The organism is Burkholderia sola (assembly GCF_905400185.1).
GTDB lineage: Bacteria > Pseudomonadota > Gammaproteobacteria > Burkholderiales > Burkholderiaceae > Burkholderia > Burkholderia sola.
In genome coordinates this window covers 496,776-517,104 of sequence record NZ_FR989675.1, presented here as the reverse complement: position 1 = coordinate 517,104, position 20,329 = coordinate 496,776, and the positions used below count along the sequence as shown (strand labels likewise).

Here is a 20,329-nt window from a genome sequence, read left to right as displayed (position 1 = left end):
CGGGTTCGTCACTCACCGATACGCTCATGACAGACGCCTACATCTGCGACGCGATTCGCACTCCCATCGGCCGCTACGGCGGCGCCTTGAAAGATGTCCGCGCCGACGACCTCGGCGCGGTGCCGCTCAAGGCGCTGATCGAGCGCAATCGCGGCGTCGACTGGGCGGCGATCGACGACGTGATCTACGGCTGCGCGAACCAGGCCGGCGAGGACAACCGCAACGTCGCGCGCATGTCGGCGCTGCTGGCGGGCCTGCCCACCGCCGTGCCGGGCACGACGCTGAACCGGCTGTGCGGCTCCGGGATGGACGCGGTCGGCACGGCCGCGCGCGCGATCAAGGCAGGTGAAGCGCGCCTGATGATCGCAGGCGGCGTCGAGAGCATGACGCGCGCGCCGTTTGTGATGGGCAAGGCGGCGAGCGCGTTCGCGCGCCAGGCCGACATCTTCGATACGACGATCGGCTGGCGCTTCGTCAATCCGTTGATGAAACAACTGCACGGCGTCGATTCGATGCCGGAAACCGCCGAGAATGTCGCGGTCGACTACCACATCAGTCGCGCGGATCAGGACCTGTTCGCGCTGCGCAGCCAGCAAAAGGCCGCTCGGGCGCAGCAAGACGGCACGCTCGCTGAAGAAATCGTCGCGGTCACGATTGCGCAGAAGAAAGGCGACGCCATCGTCGTGTCGCGCGACGAGCATCCGCGCGAGACGTCGCTCGAGGCGCTCGCGAAGCTGAAGGGTGTCGTGCGCCCGGACGGCTCCGTGACGGCCGGCAACGCGTCGGGCGTCAACGACGGCGCCTGCGCGCTGCTGCTCGCCAATGCGCAAGCAGCCGACCAGCATGGCCTGCGCCGCCGCGCGTGCGTCATCGGCATGGCGACCGCCGGCGTCGAGCCACGCGTGATGGGCATCGGCCCCGCGCCGGCCACGCAGAAACTGTTGCGCCAGCTCGGCATGACGATCGACCAGTTCGACGTGATCGAACTGAACGAGGCGTTCGCGTCGCAAGGTCTCGCGGTGCTGCGCATGCTCGGCGTCGCCGACGACGATCCGCGCGTGAACCCGAACGGCGGTGCGATCGCGCTTGGCCACCCGCTCGGCGCATCGGGCGCGCGGCTCGTCACCACGGCGCTCCATCAACTCGAGCGTACCGGCGGCCGCTTCGCGCTCTGTACGATGTGTATCGGCGTCGGTCAGGGCATCGCGCTCGCGATCGAACGCGTGTAACCGCCGCGCCGCGCGCCTATAACGAAGTCATGACGGAGATACTGCATGTCCTATCAGGCGATCCAGCTGGATATCGATCAGGCCGCGCGCGTGGCCACGATCACGCTCAACCGCCCCGACAAGCTGAACAGCTTCACGCGGGCGATGCATCGCGAACTGCAGTCGGCGCTCGATGAAGTCGAGGCGGCCGGTGCACGCGCGCTGATTCTGACGGGTGCGGGGCGCGGCTTTTGCGCGGGCCAGGATCTGGCCGACCTCGACTTCACACCGGGCGCGTCCACCGACCTCGGCACGCTGATCGACGAGCATTTCAATCCGCTGATCCGCCGCCTGCAGCGTCTGCCGATTCCGGTAATCGCCGCCGTCAACGGCACGGCGGCCGGCGCCGGCGCGAATCTCGCACTCGCGTGCGATCTCGTGTTCGCCGCCCGCTCGAGCAGTTTCATCCAGGCCTTCGTAAAGATCGGGCTCGTACCCGATTCGGGCGGCACGTGGTTCCTGCCGCAACGCATCGGTATGGCACGCGCGCTGGGGCTCGCGCTGACCGGCGACAAGCTCGGCGCCGAACAGGCCGAACAGTGGGGCCTGATCTGGCGCGCGGTCGACGACGACGCGCTCGTCGCGACGGCCCGCCAACTCGCCGCCCAGCTCGCGCAGCAGCCGACGCTCGCGATCGCATCGATCAAGCAGTCGATGCGGGACAGCGTCACGAACACGCTCGATCAGCAACTCGACGTGGAACGTGACCTGCAGCGCAAGCTCGGTCAGTCGCACGACTATGCGGAAGGTGTGCAGGCCTTCATCGAGAAGCGCGCACCGCGCTTCGAAGGGCATTGACATGACGAACGCCACCGCCACGCTCGATCCCGATTCGCTCGCCCGCGCCACCGCTCAGGCCATGTACGACGCCGATGCCTGCAGCCGCGCGTTCGGCATGGAGATCGCCGAAGTCCGCGCCGGCTACGCCCGCCTGCAGATGCGCGTGCGACCCGAATTCCTGAACGGGCACCAGACCTGTCACGGCGGGATCATCTTCACGCTCGCCGATTCGACGTTCGCGTTCGCGTGCAACTCGTACAACGTGAATGCGGTCGCGGCCGGCTGCTCGATCGAATTCCTGCGCCCCGTGCACGGCGACGACATGCTGACGGCCGAGGCGATCGAACAGGCGCGTGCCGGCCGCCACGGCATCTACGACATCCGCGTCACGAACCAGACAGGCGACACCGTCGCGATGTTTCGCGGCAAATCCGCCCAGATCAAGGGCACGGTCATCCCGGAAGACCGCTGACGTCGACGGCGCGCCCATAACAAACACTGGAGACATGCATGACTACCCCGCTACCGCTCGAGCCGATCGAGACCGCCTCACGCGACGAGCTGACCGCGCTGCAGCTCGAACGCCTCAAATGGTCGCTCCGGCATGCGTATGACCACTCGCCCGTCTATCGCCGCAAGTTCGACGAAGCGGGCGTGCATCCGGACGACCTGAAGACGCTCGCCGACCTGTCGCGCTTCCCGTTCACGACCAAGGGCGACCTGCGCGACAGTTATCCGTTCGGGATGTTCGCGGTGCCGCAGGACCAGATCTCGCGCATCCATGCGTCGTCGGGTACGACCGGCAAGCCGACGGTCGTCGGCTATACGGCCGCCGACATCGACACGTGGGCGAATCTCGTCGCGCGCTCGATCCGCGCGGCCGGTGCGCGCCGCGGCGACAAGGTGCACGTCAGCTACGGCTATGGCCTCTTCACGGGCGGGCTTGGCGCACATTACGGTGCCGAACGCGCGGGCCTCACCGTGATCCCGTTCGGCGGCGGGCAGACCGAAAAGCAGGTGCAGCTGATCCAGGACTTCCGGCCCGACATCATCATGGTCACGCCAAGCTACATGCTGTCGATCGCCGACGAGATCGAGCGCCAGGGCCTCGATCCCGTGCAGAGTTCGCTGCGCATCGGCATCTTCGGCGCGGAGCCGTGGACCAACGACATGCGCGTCGCCATCGAACAGCGGATGGGGATCGACGCGGTCGACATCTACGGGCTGTCCGAAGTGATGGGCCCGGGCGTCGCGTCCGAATGCGTGGAGACCAAGGACGGCCCGACCATCTGGGAAGACCATTTCTATCCGGAAATCATCGACCCCGAAACCGGCGAAGTGCTGCCGGACGGCGAACTCGGCGAGCTCGTGTTCACGTCGCTGACGAAGGAAGCGCTGCCGATCGTCCGCTACCGCACCCGTGACCTCACGCGCCTGTTGCCAGGCACCGCCCGGACGATGCGCCGGATGGAGAAGATCACCGGCCGGTCGGACGACATGATGATCGTGCGCGGCGTCAACGTGTTCCCGACGCAAATCGAGGAGCAGTTGCTCAAGCAGCGCGCGCTCGCGCCGCACTATCAGATCGTGCTGACGAAGGAAGGCCCGCTCGACGTGTTGACGCTCAACGTCGAGCCCTGTCCGGAGACCGCGCCCGATACCGCGGCGATCCAGGCGGCAAAACAGGCGCTCGCGTACGACATCAAGTCGCTGATCGGCGTGACGGCCATGATCAACGTGCTGCCCGTGAACGGCATCGAGCGCTCGGTCGGCAAGGCGCGCCGCGTCATCGACAAACGCAAGGGCTGAGGTCACCCCGCCGCGCAGGCGACCGGCGCGAACGTCGCGTACTCGCCGCACGCACGCCGCGCAACGGCGAAGCCGTGCCTGCAAACGAAACAGCCCGGTCGGCCAATGCCGATCGGGCTGTTTTACGCCAAAGCGTCGTTCGACGTGACACGCACGGCATCACGCGAACCGAAATCACATGGGCACACCGGCGATCAAACCGGCATGCGCGTCACGCATGAGACGCGCCACGAATGCCGAATCTTGTGCACGGGCCACCCTCCGGGCAACCCGCGCCGCGCCCAATCACGAATTCGGGAACAACAGCCACATCCGGCCGACCTGCTTCATCCGGCCAGCCTGGTCGCCCGCGTCGTCGCCGAGCCCCCAGAAATAGTCCGCCCGCACGCCGCCCTTGATCGCCGAGCCCGTATCCTGCGCGAACACGAGCCGGTTCATCGGCGTATTCGTCAGCGGACGCGTGGTCTGCAGGAACACCGGCGTGCCGAGCGGGATCGACGACGGATCGACCGCGATCGAGCGCTCCGGCGTCAGCGGCACGCCGAGCGCGCCGATCGGACCGTCGGCGCCGCCGTGCGGCGCATCCTCCTTGGTCGGCATGTCGCGGAAGAACACGAAGCGCGGATTCGTGTCGAGCAGCGCGTCGACGCGCGTCGGGTTCGCCTTCGCCCAGGCCTTGATGCCCTGCATCGTCGCCTGCGCGGGCGTCAGCTCGCCGCGATCGAGCAGCCACTTGCCGATCGAACGGTACGGCTGGTTGTTGGTGCCGCCGAAGCCGACCCGCATCACCGAACCGTCGTCGAGCAGCACGCGCCCCGAGCCCTGCACCTGCAGGAAGAATGCCTCGATCGGATCGTCGACCCATACGAGCTCGTTGCCGTTCAGGATGCCGGCGCGCTCGAGCTGCGCGCGTGCCGGCAGCGCGGCGCCCGCGCGATAGCCGGCCGGCCAGCGATAGAGCGCGTACTGATACGGACCGCGGCGTACGCGCGAACCGTGCAGCAGCGGCTCGTAATAGCCGGTCACGAGCCCGTCGAGCGTACCGTCGGTATTCGCGAACTGGAACGGCGTGAAATACGTTTCGAAGAAACTGCGGGCGCTGCTGACGTCGAGCTCGTCGAGCCGGTCGGCGGCCGCGCAAGCGCGCGCCCAGGCCGGCTGGCGCGCGAGCCGCGCGCAGTTCTGCCGCAGCGCGGCCGTCGCGCCGATCAGCGAATCGTCCTGCCAGCCCGGCACCTGCTGCCACGCGACCGGCGTGAGCCGCTTCGCGGCGACCTGCCCCGGCACGACCGCCGCACCGGTCGGCGGCTTCAGCGCGGAGGTCCGCGTCGGCGCGCCGCCGCACGCGGCGAGCAGCGCCGCCGCAGCAGCCGCGGCCATCCACCCGGCCAGCCGGGGCCCAAACCACATACAATGTCCGTTCTTGATGGAAACCGCCATGTCAGATTTTCTCGACCAATATCCGATGCTCATCTTCGCGCTCGAAGCCTTCGTCGCGCTTGCCCTGCTGATCTTCATCGTCGTGTGGACGTCGTCGGGCAGAAAGAAGCAGGCCCGCCGCGACGACCGCCAGCCGCGCTGACGCACACTGCACACCGCACGCTCAATGCAGCGTGCGCGGCATGTTCAGCGCGAACTCGTCGACCGGCGCCTCGAAACGCTCGCCGTCCTCCGCCACGCAGAAGTACGCGCCGCGCATCGTGCCGACCGGCGTCGCGATCACGGCCCAGCTCGTGTATTCGAAATGCTCGCCCGGCTGCAGCAGCGGCTGGTGCCCGACGACGCCGAGCCCCTTCACTTCCTGCACGTGGCTCTCGCTGTCCGTGATGATCCAGTGACGCGCGATCAGCTGCGCCGCGACCTGCCCGGTATTGCGGATCGTCAGCGTGTACGCGAATGCGTATTGACGGTGATCGGGGTCGGATTGTTCCGGCAAGTAGCTGGTTTTCACCGAAACGGTGAACTGATACTGACTCATGGTGTGTCCGCTGTAGGTAACCGCGCGCGCCGACTCGAGCGGCCGGGCCGCGGGCGCGCCGCATTGGTTCGGCATTCTATGCGCATTCGGGCCGCCACCGCACGGCCTGCCGCCGCGCAGCGGGTCGCCGGACGGTAGAATGACGGTTTTGCGCCGCAACGTCCCCGCTCCCCTGTCATGACTCAATTCCGCATCGCTCCCAGCATCCTGTCGGCCGACTTTGCACGGCTCGGCGAAGAAGTCCGCAACGTGGTCGCCGCCGGCGCCGACTGGATTCACTTCGACGTGATGGACAATCATTATGTGCCGAACCTGACGATCGGCCCGCTCGTCTGCGAGGCGATCCGCCCGCACGTGCAGGTGCCGATCGACGTGCACCTGATGGTGCGCCCGGTCGACCGGATCGTGCCCGATTTCGCGAAGGCCGGCGCGAACCTGATCAGCTTCCACCCGGAAGGCTCCGACCACATCGACCGCACGCTGTCGCTGATCCGCGACCATGGCTGCAAGGCCGGCCTCGTGTTCAATCCGGCCACGCCGCTGAACTACCTCGACCACGTGATGGATCGCCTCGACTTCGTGCTGCTGATGTCGGTCAACCCCGGCTTCGGCGGCCAGTCGTTCATCCCGGAAACGCTGAACAAGCTGCGCGAGGCGCGCGCCCGCATCGACGCGTACACCGAACGCACGGGCCGCGAGATCCTGCTCGAAGTCGACGGCGGCGTGAAGGCCGACAACATCGCGGAAATCGCGGCGGCCGGCGCGGACACGTTCGTCGCGGGTTCGGCGATCTTCGGCAAGCCCGACTATCGCAAGGTGATCGACGAGATGCGCGCGGCGCTCGCGACCGTCGAGCGGAGCTGACGCCGTGGCCGACTCGTCGTTCGCCGGCCACGCGCCGGCCGGAGCCGCCGCGGACGCTGCGCCGATCCGCTTCGCCGCGCCGCGCATCGATGCGGCGCTGATCGACCTCGACGGCACGATGGTCGACACGGCCGACGATTTCACGGCCGGCCTGAACGGGATGCTCGCGCAGCTCGGCGCGCCGGCCACGTCGCGCGACGAAGTGATCGGCTATGTCGGCAAAGGCTCCGAACACCTGATCCACAGCGTGCTGAAACCGCGCTTCCCGGCCGACGAAGCGCACGCGCGCTTCGACGACGCACTGGCGATCTACCAGACCGAATACGCGAAGATCAACGGTCGCCACACGCGTCTCTATCCGGACGTGGCGGCCGGCCTCGACGCATTGCGCGCGGCCGGCATCCGGCTCGCGTGCGTGACCAATAAGCCGCACCGCTTCGCAGTCGAGCTGCTCGAGCAATACAGGCTGGCCGGCTGCTTCGGCATCGTGCTGGGCGGCGACAGCGTCGCACGCAAGAAGCCCGATCCGCTGCCGATGCTGACGGCCTGCGACGCGCTCGGCGTCGCGCCGGACGCCGCGGTCGCGATCGGCGACTCGGAAAACGACGCGCTGGCGGGCCGCGCGGCCGGGATGGCGACACTGACGGTGCCGTACGGCTACAACCACGGCAAAGCTATACAAACGATAAATTCGGATGGTATAGTCGATTCGTTGCTGGTCGCGGCTCGCGCAATTTCCGCGCACAACGCCGGCCGGCCAACCGTCTGATTATTTCTTCCATCCGCATGTTTCTGAATAAAAAACGGAGTCTGAGCAGCATCGACCGGGGAGCCTGGCCCTGGCGTCGCTGGTCGCGCTGACCTCTTCGATGAGGTACGCTGAAGCACGTCTTCAGCGCCGTTTTTTATCTCGCTGCGCATCCGCGCGCCGATCGTCGCACCACCTCGAGTTCCACCGTGTCCGAACGCTTGCGTTCAGGATCGGCCGCAGGCTCGCGACGTTCACGCCCGGAGTGCCGGCCGGCAACAGGCACTTCTCGATCGACCGCCCTTTCGCCGACGGCCACCCGCGCAGCGTCAAATGATCCCTGGCGCACGCGCCGCTCGTCCCGAACAGGACCGGAACATGACCGAACTCGAATTCCAATCGCTCGCGAACGAAGGCTACAACCGCATCCCGCTGATCGCGGAAGCCCTCGCCGATCTCGAAACACCGCTGTCCCTGTACCTGAAGCTGGCCCAGCCCGAACGCGCGGGCGCCAACTCGTTCCTGCTCGAATCGGTGGTCGGCGGCGAACGTTTCGGCCGCTATTCGTTCATCGGCCTGCCCGCACGCACGCTCGTGCGCACCCGCAACGGCGTGTCGGAAGTGGTGCGCGACGGCCAGGTTGTCGAGACGCATGACGGCGACCCATTCCAGTTCATCGAATCGTTCCAGGCGCGCTTCAAGGTCGCGCAGCGGCCGGGCCTGCCGCGGTTCTGCGGCGGCCTCGCCGGCTACTTCGGCTACGACGCGGTGCGCTACATCGAGAAGAAGCTCGCGAACACCGCGCCGCGCGACGATCTCGGCCTGCCCGACATCCAGTTGCTGCTGACCGAGGAAGTCGCGGTGATCGACAACCTCGCCGGCAAGCTCTACCTGATCATCTACGCGGACCCGGGCCAACCCGAAGCGTATGCGAAGGCGAAACACCGCCTGCGCGAACTGAAGCAGCGCCTGCGCACGACCGTGCAGCCGCCCGTCACGTCGGCGAGCGTGCGCACCGAGACGTTCCGCGAATTCAAGAAGGACGACTATCTGGCCGCCGTGCGCCAGGCGAAGGAATACATCGCGGCCGGCGAGCTGATGCAGATCCAGGTCGGCCAGCGACTCACGAAGCCGTACCGCGACAATCCGCTGTCGCTGTATCGCGCGCTGCGTTCGCTGAATCCGTCGCCGTACATGTATTACTACAACTTCGGCGATTTCCACGTGGTCGGCGCGTCGCCGGAAATCCTGGTGCGCCAGGAAAAGCGCGGCGACGACCAGATCGTCACGATCCGGCCGCTCGCCGGCACGCGCCCGCGCGGCAACACGCCCGAGCGCGACGCGGAACTCGCGACCGAGCTGCTGAACGATCCGAAGGAAATCGCAGAGCACGTGATGCTGATCGATCTCGCGCGCAACGACGTCGGCCGCATCGCGGAGATCGGTTCGGTGCAGGTGACCGACAAGATGGTGATCGAGAAGTACTCGCACGTGCAGCACATCGTCAGCTCGGTCGAAGGCAAGCTGAAGCCCGGCATGACGAACTACGACGTGCTGCGCGCGACGTTCCCGGCCGGCACGCTGTCCGGCGCGCCGAAGGTGCGCGCGATGGAACTGATCGACGAGCTCGAGCCGGTCAAGCGCGGGCTGTACGGCGGTGCGGTCGGCTACCTGTCGTTCTCCGGCGAGATGGATCTCGCGATCGCGATCCGCACGGGCCTGATCCACAACGGCAACCTGTACGTGCAAGCGGCGGCCGGCGTCGTCGCGGACTCGGTGCCCGAATCCGAATGGCAAGAGACCGAGAACAAGGCGCGCGCGGTGCTGCGTGCGGCCGAACAGGTCCAGGACGGCCTCGATAGCGACTTCTGACCGGAGACTGACCATGCTGCTCATGATCGACAACTACGACTCGTTTACCTACAACCTGGTCCAGTACTTCGGCGAACTCGGCGAGGACGTGCGCACCTACCGCAACGACGAAATCACGCTCGACGACATCGCGCGCCTGAACCCCGACACGATCTGCCTGTCGCCCGGCCCGAGCAATCCGCAGCACGCGGGCATCACGCTCGACGTGCTGCGCGAATTCTCGGGCCGGAAGCCGATCCTCGGCGTCTGCCTCGGCCACCAGGCGATCGGCGAAGCGTTCGGCGGCCGCGTCGTGCGCGCGAAGACCATCATGCACGGCAAGGTGAGCCGGATCGAAACCGACTGCCGCGGCGTGTTCGCCGATCTGCCGAAGCATTTCGACGTGACGCGCTATCACTCGCTCGCGATCGAGCGCGAATCGCTGCCGGACTGCCTCGAGGTGTCCGCGTGGACCGACGACGGCGAGATCATGGGCGTGCGCCACAAGACGCTGCCGGTCGAAGGCGTGCAGTTCCACCCGGAATCGATCCTGTCCGAGCATGGCCATGCGCTGCTCGAGAATTTCCTGAAGCAAAACCGCGCAGCGGCCCATGCCGCCGCACCGGCTGCCTGACGGGAGACGCACGATGACGATTACCCCGCAGGAAGCGCTGCAACGCACGATCGAGCACCGCGAGATCTTCCACGACGAAATGCTGCATCTGATGCGGCTGATCATGCGCGGCGACCTGTCGCCGGTGATGGCGGCCGCGATCATCACCGGGCTGCGCGTGAAGAAGGAGACGATCGGCGAGATCGCCGCCGCCGCGACCGTGATGCGCGAATTCGCGAACCACGTCGAGGTGCAGGACAACTCGAATTTCGTCGACATCGTCGGCACCGGCGGCGACGGCTCGCACACGTTCAACATCTCGACCGCGTCGATGTTCGTCACGGCGGCCGCGGGCGCGAAGGTCGCGAAGCACGGCAACCGCGGCGTATCGAGCAAGTCCGGCAGCGCCGACGTGCTCGAGGCGCTCGGCGTGAACATCGACCTGCAGTCGGACCAGGTCGCCGCATCGATCGCCGAAACCGGCATGGGCTTCATGTTCGCGCCGAACCATCACCCGGCGATGAAGAACATCGCGGCCGTGCGCCGCGAGCTCGGCGTGCGCACGATCTTCAACATCCTCGGCCCGCTGACCAATCCGGCCGGCGCGCCGAACCAGCTGATGGGCGTGTTCCACGCCGACCTCGTCGGCATCCAGGTGCGCGTGATGCAGCGTCTCGGCGCGCAGCACGTGCTCGTCGTGTACGGCAAGGACGGCATGGACGAGGTATCGCTCGGCGCCGCGACGCTCGTCGGCGAATTGCGCGACGGCAAGGTGCACGAATACGAGATCCATCCGGAGGACTTCGGCCTGCAGATGGTGTCGAATCGCACGCTGAAGGTGGAAAATGCGGACGAATCGCGCACGATGCTGCTCGGCGCGCTGGACAACCAGCCGGGCGTCGCACGCGAGATCGTCACGCTGAACGCGGGCACCGCGCTCTACGCGGCCAATATCGCCGAGTCGATCGCGGACGGCATCCAGCTCGCCCGCGAAGCGATCGCGAGCGGCAAAGCCCGCGCGAAGGTCGACGAACTCGTGCGCTTCACGCAGCAGTTCAAGCGCTGACCCTCTTACGAATCCAGCAGGAACCCCTATGAGCGACATTCTCGACCGAATCATCGCCGTCAAGCGCGAAGAAATCGCGGCGGCGCTGCGCAGCACGCCGCTCGAGGCACTGAAACTCGAAGCGTCCGCGCGCGACCTGCGCGACTTCGTCGGTGCGCTGCGCGCGAAGCACGCGGCCGGCAACGCCGCCGTGATCGCCGAAATCAAGAAGGCCAGCCCGTCGAAAGGCGTGCTGCGCGAGCATTTCGTGCCGGCCGACATCGCACGCTCGTATGCGGCGCACGGCGCCGCATGCCTGTCGGTGCTGACCGACGAGCAGTTCTTCCAGGGCGGCGTCCGCTACCTCGAGGAAGCGCGCGCGGCCTGCACGCTGCCGGTGCTGCGCAAGGACTTCATCGTCGACGCGTACCAGATCGTCGAAGCCCGCGCGATGGGCGCCGACGCGATCCTGCTGATCGCCGCCGCGCTCGACACGCCGCTGATGCAGGATCTGGAAGCCTATGCGCACTCGCTCGGCCTCGCGGTGCTGGTCGAAGTGCACGACCGCCACGAGATGGAACAGGCGCTGACGCTGAAGACGCCGCTGCTCGGTATCAACAACCGCAACCTGCGCACGTTCGAGACGTCGATCCAGACCACGCTCGACATGCTCGACATGATTCCGGCGGATCGCATCGTCGTGACCGAATCGGGCATCCTGTCGCGCACCGACGTCGACACGATGCGCGCGGCGAACGTGAACACGTTCCTCGTCGGCGAGGCGTTCATGCGCGCCGAGCAGCCGGGCGAGGAACTCGCACGGATGTTCTTCTGATGGCGATCGAACAGGAAATCAAGCTCGCGCTGCCGGCCGGCCAGGCCGATGCCGCGCGCCGCTTCTTCGAGACGCTGACCGGTGAACCCGGTCGCGCGATCACGCTAGCGAACGTCTATTACGACACGCCCGATCTCGCGCTCGCGCGCTCGAAGAGCGCGGTGCGCGTGCGCCGCACGCCGGACGGCTGGCTGCAGACGTTCAAGACGGTCGGCAGCGCGGAAGGCGGCCTGCATAGCCGCCACGAGTGGGAACTGCCGGTCGCGGGCGACGCGCTCGAAATCGACGCGCTCGTCGCGGCCTGCGACGTGCCGGAAGCCGCCGCCGCGCTGAATGACGCAGCCGGCGCGCTGCATGCGCTGTTCCGCACGGATTTTTCGCGTACGCTGTGGCGCATCGCCATCGGCGGCGCAACCGTCGAGGCCGCGGTGGACCTCGGCGAGATCGTCGTCCAGGCGGAACACGAAACGCGCCGCGAACCGATCAGCGAAATCGAACTCGAACTGATCGACGGCCCGGAAACGGCGCTCGCGACGCTCGCCGCCGAACTGCAGCAGGCGCTGCCGGGCCTCGTTCCCGAAAACATCAGCAAGGCGCAGCGCGGCTACCGGCTGCGCGCGCAATAAACACGCATCACGCATGGCAACCCGCAAGACTTCCCGCGCGCCGCAACAGGCGTCGCTGTTCGACGATCCCGTGCCGGAAACGGCACCGGCCGATATTCCGTCCGCGGCTTCCGAGCCGCCTGCCGCTCGGCGCAAACCCGCAAAGAAAACCGCCGCACCGGCGGCCGTGCCCGAACCGGCCCCGGCCGCCTCGGCACCGCGGCCCGTTGCCACCGACGTACCGCATCTCGCCGCGCAATTCGACGCGCTGCCGGCCGTCTGGCGCGACGTGCTGAAACCGTTCACCGACAGCGACGCGTACGCGCCGCTGTGCCGCTTCGTCGACGAAGAGCGCGCCGCCGGCAAGACGGTCTACCCGACCGACGTGTTCCGCGCGCTGCGCCTGACGCATCCCGACGACGTGAAGGTCGTGATCCTCGGTCAGGATCCGTACCACGGCGACGACCGCGGCACGCCGCAGGCGCACGGCCTCGCGTTCTCGGTGCCGCCGGCCGTCCGCACGCCGCCGTCGCTGCGCAACATCTTCAAGGAAATCGCCGCGAACTTCGGTCACGACACGCCGCGTCACGGCTGCCTCGACACGTGGGCGCGCCAGGGCGTGCTGCTGCTCAACACCGTGTTGACGGTCGAGCGCGGCGCGGCCGCGAGCCATGCGAAGCGCGGCTGGGAACAATGCACGGACACGCTGATCCGCGAGCTCGCCGGCCGCCATCGTGGGCTCGTATTCATGCTGTGGGGCGCGCATGCGCAGGCCAAGCGCGCGCTGTTCGACGCGAACGCGCATTGCGTGCTCGAGGCGCCGCATCCGTCGCCGTTGTCCGCGCACCGCGGCTTCCTCGGTTGCCGCCATTTCGCGCTCGCGAACGACTACCTGGTCGATGCCGGCCGCGAACCGATCGACTGGCGCCTGCCGGACGTGGCCGAAACGCTCGCGTAACGGCCTCGGCGGCGAGTTCGCCGGCCGAATGCAAAAACGCCGCGTCCCTTTCGTGAAGGGCGCGGCGTTTTTTATCGGGTGACGCAGCGGGTGCGTGGCACCCGCGTCGACCTGGCGCGTTAACTTGGCGCGTTAAGCGGCGGCGATCGCTTCGCGTGCACCGGCCAGCGCGGCGCTCTGCGCGTCCGGGCCGAGGTTCAGGCCTTCCGCGTGGATGAAGCTCACGTCGGTCAGGCCGATGAAGCCGAGGAACGTGCGCAGGTACGGGGTCTGGCTGTCGTTCGGCGTACCCAGGTACTTGCCGCCACGGGCCGTCACGACGTGAACCTTCTTGCCCTTGATCAGGCCTTCCGGACCGTTCTCGGTGTAGCGGAACGTGACGCCTGCGCGGGCGATCCAGTCGAAATACGTCTTCAGTTGCGACGAGATGCCGAAGTTGTACATCGGCGCGCCGATCACGATGATGTCGGCGGCTTGCAGCTCGGCGATCAGTGCATCGCTCTTCGCGACGATCGCATTCTGTTCCGCGGTGCGCTGGTCGGCCGGCGTGAAGAACGCACCCAGCACCGATTCGTCGAGGTGCGGCAGCGCATCGGCGAGCAGGTCGCGAACCACGACGTTCGCGCCGGGGTTCGATTGTTGCAGCTTTGCCGTCAGTTCGTTGGCCAGCAGCGTGGATTGCGCGCCTTGCGAACGCGCAGCGGAATTGATTTGCAGAATGGTCGTCATGTCAGGCTCCGGGTGGGGTTGCGCTTCGGTAGCGCGAGTGACGCCATTGTGCGTGGCCATATGACGGCGAAAAAGCGGGTTCAGGGCGACGGATTGTTGCAACAGCAGAACAATCCTTGATCGCGCCCCGCTACCCGCTTTCGTACGCTTACCCCTTCAGCCACGCTTCGCGGGCCTTCGTGGCCGCGGCCGGCTTCGCGGCCGCCGTCAGCCGGTAGCGCGTGATGTCCGGCCCGTCGAGCTTCAGTTTCGCGGTGCGCAGCTCGTCGCGGCGGAACGCGTGAACCTCGACCTTGTCGCCCGGCCGGTAGCGGGCGAGCAGCGCATCGAGGTTCGTGCCCGTCACGCGCAGCCCGTCGACCGCGATCAGCGTGTCGCCGGCCGACAATCCCGCGCGATGCGCGGCGCCGCCTTCGTAGACCGCCGCCAACGTGCAGTCCGCGCCGCCGCGCAGGCGCGCGCCGATCGTCGGCTTCGCGGCCGCGCCGAGCGCGACGTCGGGGGCCAGCGTCACGCCGAACGGCGCGAGCAGTTCGGCGAGCGGCAGGTCGCGCGTGCCGTGCACGGCGTCGGCGAACAGGCGGCCGAGCGCGACGCCTGTCGCTTCCTCGATCAGCGTCTCGACTTCGTTTTCCTCCACGCCCGCCTGCTTGCCGCCGCGATAGAAATCGCGGCCGTAGCGCTGCCACAGCACGCGCATCACGTCGTCGAGCGACTTCCGGTTGCGCGTCTGTGCGCGGATCGCGAGATCGAACGCGAGCGCGACGAGCGAGCCCTTCGTGTAATAGCTGACGATCGCGTTGGTCGCGTTCTCGTCCTGGCGGTAGTACTTGATCCATGCGTCGAACGAGCTGTCCGCGACGCTCTGCTTGAGCCGGCCCGTGCCGCGCAGCACGCCGCCGATCGTGCGGCCGAGCGCCGCGAAATAGTCGTCCTGCGACATCAGCCCGCTGCGAACCAGCATCAGGTCGTCGTAATACGACGTGAAGCCTTCGAACAGCCACAGCAGCGACGTGTAGTTCTCGCGCGTGAGGTCATACGGCACGAACGCCGCCGGCTTGATGCGCTTCACGTTCCACGTATGGAAGTACTCGTGGCTGCAGAGGCCGAGATACGTGCGATAGCCTTCCGTCGTTTCCGGGCGCCCCTTCACCGGCAGGTCGGTCCGGTTGCAGATCAGCGCGGTCGACGCACGATGCTCGAGGCCGCCGTAGCCGTCGCTGACCGCGAGCGTCATGAACACGTAGCGATCCATCGGCGCCTTCTTCGACTTCGGCTCGAACAGCGCGATCTGCGCTTCGCATACGCGCTTCAGATCGGTACGCAGCCGCTCCAGGTCGAGCTGCGTCACGCGCCCGGCGATCACGATATCGTGCGGCACGCCGTGCGCGTCGAACGTCGCGAGCGCGAATTCGCCGATCGTCACCGGATGGTCGGACAGCTCGTCGTAGTTCGCCGCGCGATACGCGCCGAAACCGTAGCGCCTGGTGCCGCGCGCCTCGGGCAGCGACGTGCCGACGCGCCACGTGCGGAACGCCGGGCCGGCCGGTTTCGCGATATCGACTTCGCACGGCGCCGCCTCGCGGCCGGCGACGCTCAGGAATACGGCCGTCGCGTTGAAGAAGCCGCCCGAATCGTCGAGATACGCGGAGCGCACCGACAGGTCCCACGCATAGACGTCGTAGCGCAGCGTCAGCGCGCCGCTGACGGGCGCGGCCTGCCACGTGTGCTTGTCGGTCTTCGCGATGCGCACCTTGCGGCCCGCGTCGCTGAACGCATGCAGCGTCACGATGTTGCGCGCGAACTCGCGCACGAGATAGCTGCCCGGAATCCATACCGGCAGCGAGAAGCGCTGGCCGTCGGGATCGGGATCGGCAACCGTCACCGTCACTTCGAACAGGTGCGCGGCAAGATCTTTCGGGACAATCGAATAGCGGATCGGCTGGGTCATCGTGGCAATCGGTCGGTCGAATACGGCGGCGAAAACGAAGAGAGGCGCCGGCAGATCATGCGGGCGCCCCTCGCTGGCCGGGCCATGCGCCCGGCGTGCAGTCGGTTACTTGCTCGAGGCGAGCGCCTGGTTGAGCTGGTCGGCCGATACCGCGCCCGGCAGGCGGCGGCCATCCGGCAGGAAGATCGTCGGCGTGCCCGTGACGTTCATCCCGCGGCCGAGCGCGAGGTTCTTGTCGAGCGCGGTGGTGTCGCACGTGCCGGCGCCGGACGGCGCGCGGTGGTCGAGCATCCAGCTTTCCCACGTCTTCGCGCGGTCGGTCGCGCACCAGATCGCCTTCGACTTCGCGGTCGAATCCGGCGACAGCACCGGGTACAGGAACGTGTAGACGGTCACGTTGTCGACCGACTGCAGCGTCGTCTCGAGCTTCTTGCAGTACGGGCAGTTCGGATCGGAGAACACCGCGATCTTGCGGGCGCCGTTGCCCTTGACGACCTTGATCGCATTCGCGAACGGCAGGCTCGCGAAGTCGATCTTGTTGATTTCGGACAGGCGGGCGTCGGTCAGGTTCTTGTGCGACTTGGTGTCGACGAGATCGCCGAGCAGCACGTAGTCGCCTGCCGCGTCGCTATAGATGATCTGCGAGCCGAGGTTCACTTCGTAAAGGCCTGCAACCGGCGATTTCGACACGCTCTTGATCGGCGCGTCGCTGCCGAGACGGGCTTGCAGCGTGGCCTTCAGCTTGTCGGTGGTCTGGTCGGCCTGCGCGGTGCAGCCCAGCGTCGCCATCGTGACGGCCAGCGCCAGCGATGCGATGCGGATCGTTTTTTTCATCGAAATCTTCCTTCAGCTCAATCGGAGTGCACGGCACAGTGTACGCCGTTATGGAACCGTCTCCGACCCGCGCTGTTGCAGAAGGTTCGATCACCCAAGCGCGGCCGACACGAGCCAGCGCTTCACGAGCGGCTGCGCGCCGACGAACGCCATGCCCGCGTTGCGCACCGCCTTCGCGAGCGAGCCCGGCACCGCGAACAGCCGCTGCAGGCCGTCGGTCGCGACCATCAGCGCGCGGATGTCCTCGCGGCGCGAACGCTCGTAGCGGCGCAGCAGCACCGGATCGCCGAGGTTGCGGAAGCTTTCCTTGCGCGCGATCGCGTCGGCAAGCGCGGCGACGTCGCGCAGCCCGAGGTTCATCCCCTGCCCGGCGAGCGGGTGGATCAGGTGCGCGGCATCGCCGACCAGCGCGACGCGCGGCGCGATCAGCTTGTCGACCGTCTGCAGCGCCAGCGGAAAGCCGGCGGCCGGCGTCACGCATTCGAGCGTGCCGACCTGGCCGTGCGACACGCGCTCGACCTCGGCCGCGAGCTGCGCCGGATCGAGTGCGAGCAGTTCGTCCGCATGCGCGGTGTGCGCGGACCATACCAGCGACACGTGGCCGTCCGGCAGCGGCAGCAGCGCGACGATCTCGCCTTCGTGGAACCACTGGTAGGCCGTCTCGCGGTGCGGCAGCGACGCCTTGAAGTTCGCGACGACGCCCGTTTGCCGGTAGTCGCGTCGCTCTACCCTGGCCCCCATTTGGGAGCGCACCCACGAATGCGCGCCGTCGGCACCGACGACGAGATCGGCTTCGAGCACCTGCCCCGACGACAGCGTGAGCACGGCCGCGTCGTCGCGCACGTCGAAACCCTGCGCACGCGCGTCGAACCACGTGAGGTTCGGCTGGAACCGCAGCGCGGCGTCGAGCGACGCCTCGACCCGCGACGATTCGGCGATCCACGCGAGCTGCGGCACGGACGCCTGGTAGGCGGAGAAATGCAATTCGGCATGCGCATCGCCATACACGCGCATGTCGTAGACCGGCGCGAGCCGGCCGTGGTCGAGCGCCTGCCAGACCCGCAGCCGCTCGAGCAACGCCTGCGAACTGGACGAAAGCGCGTAGATGCGCGTGTCGAACGCGAGATCGGCGGGGCGCGGCGTGGCCGGCTGGGCGAGCAAGGCGGTCTTGTAGCCGGACTGGGTCAGCGCGAGCGCGGCCGTCTTGCCGACGAGCCCGCCGCCGACCACGGCGACGTCGAAGGAGTGGTGGGCAGTCATGGCGGGCATTATAGCCGCGGGGCCAAACCCTTACGCGGCCGGACTTTGCGGGAAATCAGCAGAATCGCAGGCCGGTGCGCCGGCGCGGCGGCCCGCCGCATCGGCCGTTCGGCGGCAAGCCCGGAATCCGGAGCGCCGGCACGGTACAATAGCGTCTTTGACCGTCGGCCCGCCGCGCTCCACGCGCCGGCCGCCCTTTTTCCCGCGCCGCCGTGCCCTGTCCGGCCGCGCCGCCTCACCCGTCCGAAGGATTCCATGAGTCTCAAATGCGGCATCGTCGGCTTGCCCAACGTCGGCAAGTCCACCCTGTTCAATGCGCTGACCAAGGCCGGCATCGCCGCCGAGAACTACCCGTTCTGCACGATCGAGCCGAACGTCGGCATCGTCGAAGTGCCGGATACGCGGCTGAAGGCGCTCGCCGAAATCATCAGCCCCGAGCGCGTCGTGCCGGCCGTGGTCGAGTTCGTCGACATCGCGGGCCTCGTCGCGGGCGCGAGCAAGGGTGAAGGCCTCGGCAACCAGTTCCTCGCGAACATCCGCGAAACCGACGCGATCACGCACGTCGTGCGCTGCTTCGAGGATGACAACGTCATTCACGTCGCCGGCAAGGTCAGCCCGATCGACGACATCGAAGTGATCAACACCGAACTCGCGCTCGCCGACCTCGGCACCATCGAGAAAGCGCTCACGCGCTATTCGAAGGCGGCGAAGTCGGGCAACGACAAGGAAGCGGCGAAGCTCGTCGCGGTGCTCGAAAAGGTGCGCGCGCAGCTCGACCAGGGCAAGGCGGTGCGCGGCCTCGCGCTGTCGGACGACGAAGAAGCGCTGATCAAGCCGTTCTGCCTGATCACCGCGAAGCCGGCGATGTACGTCGCCAACGTGAAGGACGACGGCTTCGAGAACAACCCGCACCTCGAGGCGGTGCGCAAGTACGCGGAAAGCGAAAATGCGCCGGTGGTCGCCGTGTGCGCGGCGATCGAGGCGGAAATCGCCGATCTCGACGACGCGGACAAGGAAGCGTTCCTTGCCGACATGGGCATGGAAGAGCCGGGCCTCGACCGCGTGATCCGCGCGGGCTTCAAGCTGCTCGGCCTGCAGACCTACTTCACCGCGGGCGTGAAGGAAGTGCGCGCGTGGACGATCCATATCGGCGATACCGCTCCGCAGGCGGCCGGCGTGATCCACACCGACTTCGAGCGCGGCTTCATCCGCGCACAGACGATCGCGTTCGACGACTTCGTCACGTACAAGGGCGAGCAAGGCGCGAAGGAAGCCGGCAAGATGCGCGCGGAAGGGAAGGAATATGTCGTGCACGACGGCGACGTGATGAACTTCCTGTTCAACGTTTAAACGTGTGATCAACGTCTGACGATTTTTTCTGAACTCAGGAGCGCTCAGTAGCGCTCGGCGGACTGAGTGAGTCCTTTCAAATCAAGGGCTTGCCAAACAATACGGTCTGCTGAGCGTTCCTATTGTTCATCGAGGTCTGAAAAATTCGGGGGTAGCGTTGGGGGTACTCGTGTTCAACCGTGGGGGTACTTTTCCCCGCAGTGGAGTCCAACGATGCCCGAGAATCTACTCACCGACGCCAAGATCAGGTCGGCCAAATCGACTGATCGAGACTAGAAACTTTCAGACGGCGGGGGCTTGTTCCTGCTGGTCAAGCCAACCGGCGGCAAGCTCTGGCGGTGGAAATACCGCCTGCAAGGCAAAGAGAACCTCTTTGCCATCGGCAGCTTTCCCCAAATAAGTCTTGCAGACGCGCGCGCCGCCCGAGAACGGGCGCGTGCACTCGTCAAACAAGGCATTCACCCAGCCCATGAGCGGCAACGGGTCAAACAAAGCAACCTGGAAGCGCTGGAAGAACGCAAGCGCGCCCGTGCAAGCTCGTTCGCCAAGGTAGCGGAGGCGTACCTGGCCGAGATCAAGCCGGTTTTCGCACCCAGCTCCTACCGCACGAAAGAATCTCGCATCAGGAAGTACCTGTCCCCCAAGTTCGACGGGATGCCGATGAGCGACATTAGCGTCAAGCAGATTCGCCCGCTGCTGGAGGACTGCAAGTCCCACGGTGCCTGGGCGGCCATTCACGTCAAAGGCGATCTGTCGGCGATCTTTGAGTTCGCGGTGGTGCGTGGTTTGGTCGAGGCCAATCCAATTCCCAGCCTACGCGGGTTGCTACGCGTGCCGGTCAGCGAAAGTAA

General features: G+C 66.9%; 20 protein-coding genes and 1 pseudogene. 15 read left to right on the top strand and 6 right to left on the bottom strand.

Going from position 1 to position 20,329, the window contains the following annotated elements:
* Positions 1 to 26 precede the first annotated feature (26 nt).
* From pcaF to paaK, 4 genes are read left to right on the top strand one after another with little or no spacing between them, the layout of a single operon-like run.
* On the top strand, positions 27 to 1,229 hold the full coding sequence (gene pcaF, locus KR541_RS02385) for a 3-oxoadipyl-CoA thiolase (RefSeq protein ID WP_124594083.1): 1,203 nt from the start codon (positions 27 to 29) through the stop codon (positions 1,227 to 1,229).
* Between the two features lie 45 nt (positions 1,230 to 1,274).
* Positions 1,275 to 2,066 (top strand): 2-(1,2-epoxy-1,2-dihydrophenyl)acetyl-CoA isomerase PaaG, encoded by a 792-nt coding sequence (paaG, locus tag KR541_RS02380; protein ID WP_050013044.1) that lies wholly within the window; start codon positions 1,275 to 1,277, stop codon positions 2,064 to 2,066.
* A 1-nt stretch (position 2,067) separates the two neighbouring features.
* Positions 2,068 to 2,520: a hydroxyphenylacetyl-CoA thioesterase PaaI gene (gene paaI / locus KR541_RS02375; protein ID WP_089488134.1), complete on the top strand. Its 453-nt coding sequence runs from the start codon at positions 2,068 to 2,070 to the stop codon at positions 2,518 to 2,520.
* Between the two features lie 38 nt (positions 2,521 to 2,558).
* Positions 2,559 to 3,857 carry a phenylacetate--CoA ligase PaaK gene (gene paaK, locus KR541_RS02370; protein ID WP_050013046.1) on the top strand — a complete coding sequence of 433 codons (1,299 nt, stop codon included), beginning with the start codon at positions 2,559 to 2,561 and terminating at the stop codon, positions 3,855 to 3,857.
* Between the two features lie 285 nt (positions 3,858 to 4,142).
* Here the strand turns inward: paaK and mltA are convergent, their stop codons facing one another.
* Positions 4,143 to 5,267, bottom strand: coding sequence for a murein transglycosylase A (gene mltA / locus KR541_RS02365; protein WP_050013047.1), 1,125 nt, complete (start codon positions 5,265 to 5,267; stop codon positions 4,143 to 4,145).
* 28 nt (positions 5,268 to 5,295) lie between these two features.
* Here mltA and KR541_RS36620 point away from each other — a divergent pair, with 28 nt between their 5' ends.
* Positions 5,296 to 5,439 carry a hypothetical protein gene (locus KR541_RS36620; protein ID WP_235356184.1) on the top strand — a complete coding sequence of 48 codons (144 nt, stop codon included), beginning with the start codon at positions 5,296 to 5,298 and terminating at the stop codon, positions 5,437 to 5,439.
* 21 nt (positions 5,440 to 5,460) lie between these two features.
* Here the strand turns inward: KR541_RS36620 and apaG are convergent, their stop codons facing one another.
* The gene (gene apaG, locus KR541_RS02360; RefSeq protein WP_050013171.1) at positions 5,461 to 5,835 is read right to left on the bottom strand and encodes a Co2+/Mg2+ efflux protein ApaG; all 375 of its coding nucleotides are present in this window, start codon (positions 5,833 to 5,835) and stop codon (positions 5,461 to 5,463) included.
* A 177-nt stretch (positions 5,836 to 6,012) separates the two neighbouring features.
* Here apaG and rpe point away from each other — a divergent pair, with 177 nt between their 5' ends.
* The 8 genes from rpe to KR541_RS02320 all read left to right on the top strand — a co-directional run bounded on the left by rpe (position 6,013) and on the right by KR541_RS02320 (position 13,354).
* Complete coding sequence (gene rpe / locus KR541_RS02355) at positions 6,013 to 6,699, top strand: ribulose-phosphate 3-epimerase (protein WP_006482066.1); 687 nt, start codon at positions 6,013 to 6,015, stop codon at positions 6,697 to 6,699.
* 4 nt (positions 6,700 to 6,703) lie between these two features.
* Complete coding sequence (locus tag KR541_RS02350) at positions 6,704 to 7,468, top strand: phosphoglycolate phosphatase (protein WP_050013048.1); 765 nt, start codon at positions 6,704 to 6,706, stop codon at positions 7,466 to 7,468.
* A gap of 357 nt (positions 7,469 to 7,825) precedes the next feature.
* Positions 7,826 to 9,319: an anthranilate synthase component I gene (gene trpE / locus KR541_RS02345; RefSeq protein WP_050013049.1), complete on the top strand. Its 1,494-nt coding sequence runs from the start codon at positions 7,826 to 7,828 to the stop codon at positions 9,317 to 9,319.
* Between the two features lie 13 nt (positions 9,320 to 9,332).
* Positions 9,333 to 9,932: an aminodeoxychorismate/anthranilate synthase component II gene (locus tag KR541_RS02340; protein WP_050013050.1), complete on the top strand. Its 600-nt coding sequence runs from the start codon at positions 9,333 to 9,335 to the stop codon at positions 9,930 to 9,932.
* Positions 9,933 to 9,945: 13 nt separating this feature from the next.
* Positions 9,946 to 10,977: an anthranilate phosphoribosyltransferase gene (gene trpD, locus KR541_RS02335; protein ID WP_050013172.1), complete on the top strand. Its 1,032-nt coding sequence runs from the start codon at positions 9,946 to 9,948 to the stop codon at positions 10,975 to 10,977.
* A 28-nt stretch (positions 10,978 to 11,005) separates the two neighbouring features.
* Positions 11,006 to 11,791, top strand: a complete 786-nt coding sequence (gene trpC, locus KR541_RS02330) for an indole-3-glycerol phosphate synthase TrpC (RefSeq protein ID WP_006477043.1) — start codon at positions 11,006 to 11,008, stop codon at positions 11,789 to 11,791.
* On the top strand, positions 11,791 to 12,417 hold the full coding sequence (locus KR541_RS02325; protein WP_011546533.1) for a CYTH domain-containing protein: 627 nt from the start codon (positions 11,791 to 11,793) through the stop codon (positions 12,415 to 12,417). The genes trpC and KR541_RS02325 overlap by 1 nt, the downstream gene beginning before the upstream one ends.
* A 13-nt stretch (positions 12,418 to 12,430) precedes the next feature.
* Complete coding sequence (locus KR541_RS02320) at positions 12,431 to 13,354, top strand: uracil-DNA glycosylase (RefSeq protein WP_050013051.1); 924 nt, start codon at positions 12,431 to 12,433, stop codon at positions 13,352 to 13,354.
* 132 nt (positions 13,355 to 13,486) lie between these two features.
* Here KR541_RS02320 and KR541_RS02315 read toward each other — a convergent pair whose 3' ends face one another.
* From KR541_RS02315 to KR541_RS02300, 4 genes are all read right to left on the bottom strand, one after another.
* A complete protein-coding gene (locus tag KR541_RS02315; protein WP_050013052.1) occupies positions 13,487 to 14,083 on the bottom strand; it encodes an FMN-dependent NADH-azoreductase in 597 nt (198 codons plus the stop codon).
* Positions 14,084 to 14,231: 148 nt separating this feature from the next.
* Positions 14,232 to 16,034 carry a M61 family metallopeptidase gene (locus KR541_RS02310; RefSeq protein ID WP_050013053.1) on the bottom strand — a complete coding sequence of 601 codons (1,803 nt, stop codon included), beginning with the start codon at positions 16,032 to 16,034 and terminating at the stop codon, positions 14,232 to 14,234.
* 105 nt (positions 16,035 to 16,139) lie between these two features.
* On the bottom strand, positions 16,140 to 16,868 hold the full coding sequence (locus KR541_RS02305) for a DsbC family protein (protein WP_050013054.1): 729 nt from the start codon (positions 16,866 to 16,868) through the stop codon (positions 16,140 to 16,142).
* A 90-nt stretch (positions 16,869 to 16,958) separates the two neighbouring features.
* Positions 16,959 to 18,137, bottom strand: a complete 1,179-nt coding sequence (locus tag KR541_RS02300; RefSeq protein WP_050013055.1) for a UbiH/UbiF family hydroxylase — start codon at positions 18,135 to 18,137, stop codon at positions 16,959 to 16,961.
* A gap of 246 nt (positions 18,138 to 18,383) precedes the next feature.
* On the opposite strand from KR541_RS02300, the gene ychF reads away from it, so the two are divergent.
* On the top strand, positions 18,384 to 19,478 hold the full coding sequence (gene ychF / locus KR541_RS02295; protein ID WP_050013056.1) for a redox-regulated ATPase YchF: 1,095 nt from the start codon (positions 18,384 to 18,386) through the stop codon (positions 19,476 to 19,478).
* Positions 19,479 to 19,766: 288 nt separating this feature from the next.
* A pseudogene (locus tag KR541_RS36995) lies at positions 19,767 to 20,288 on the top strand (tyrosine-type recombinase/integrase); the annotation flags it as partial.
* Positions 20,289 to 20,329 lie beyond the last annotated feature (41 nt).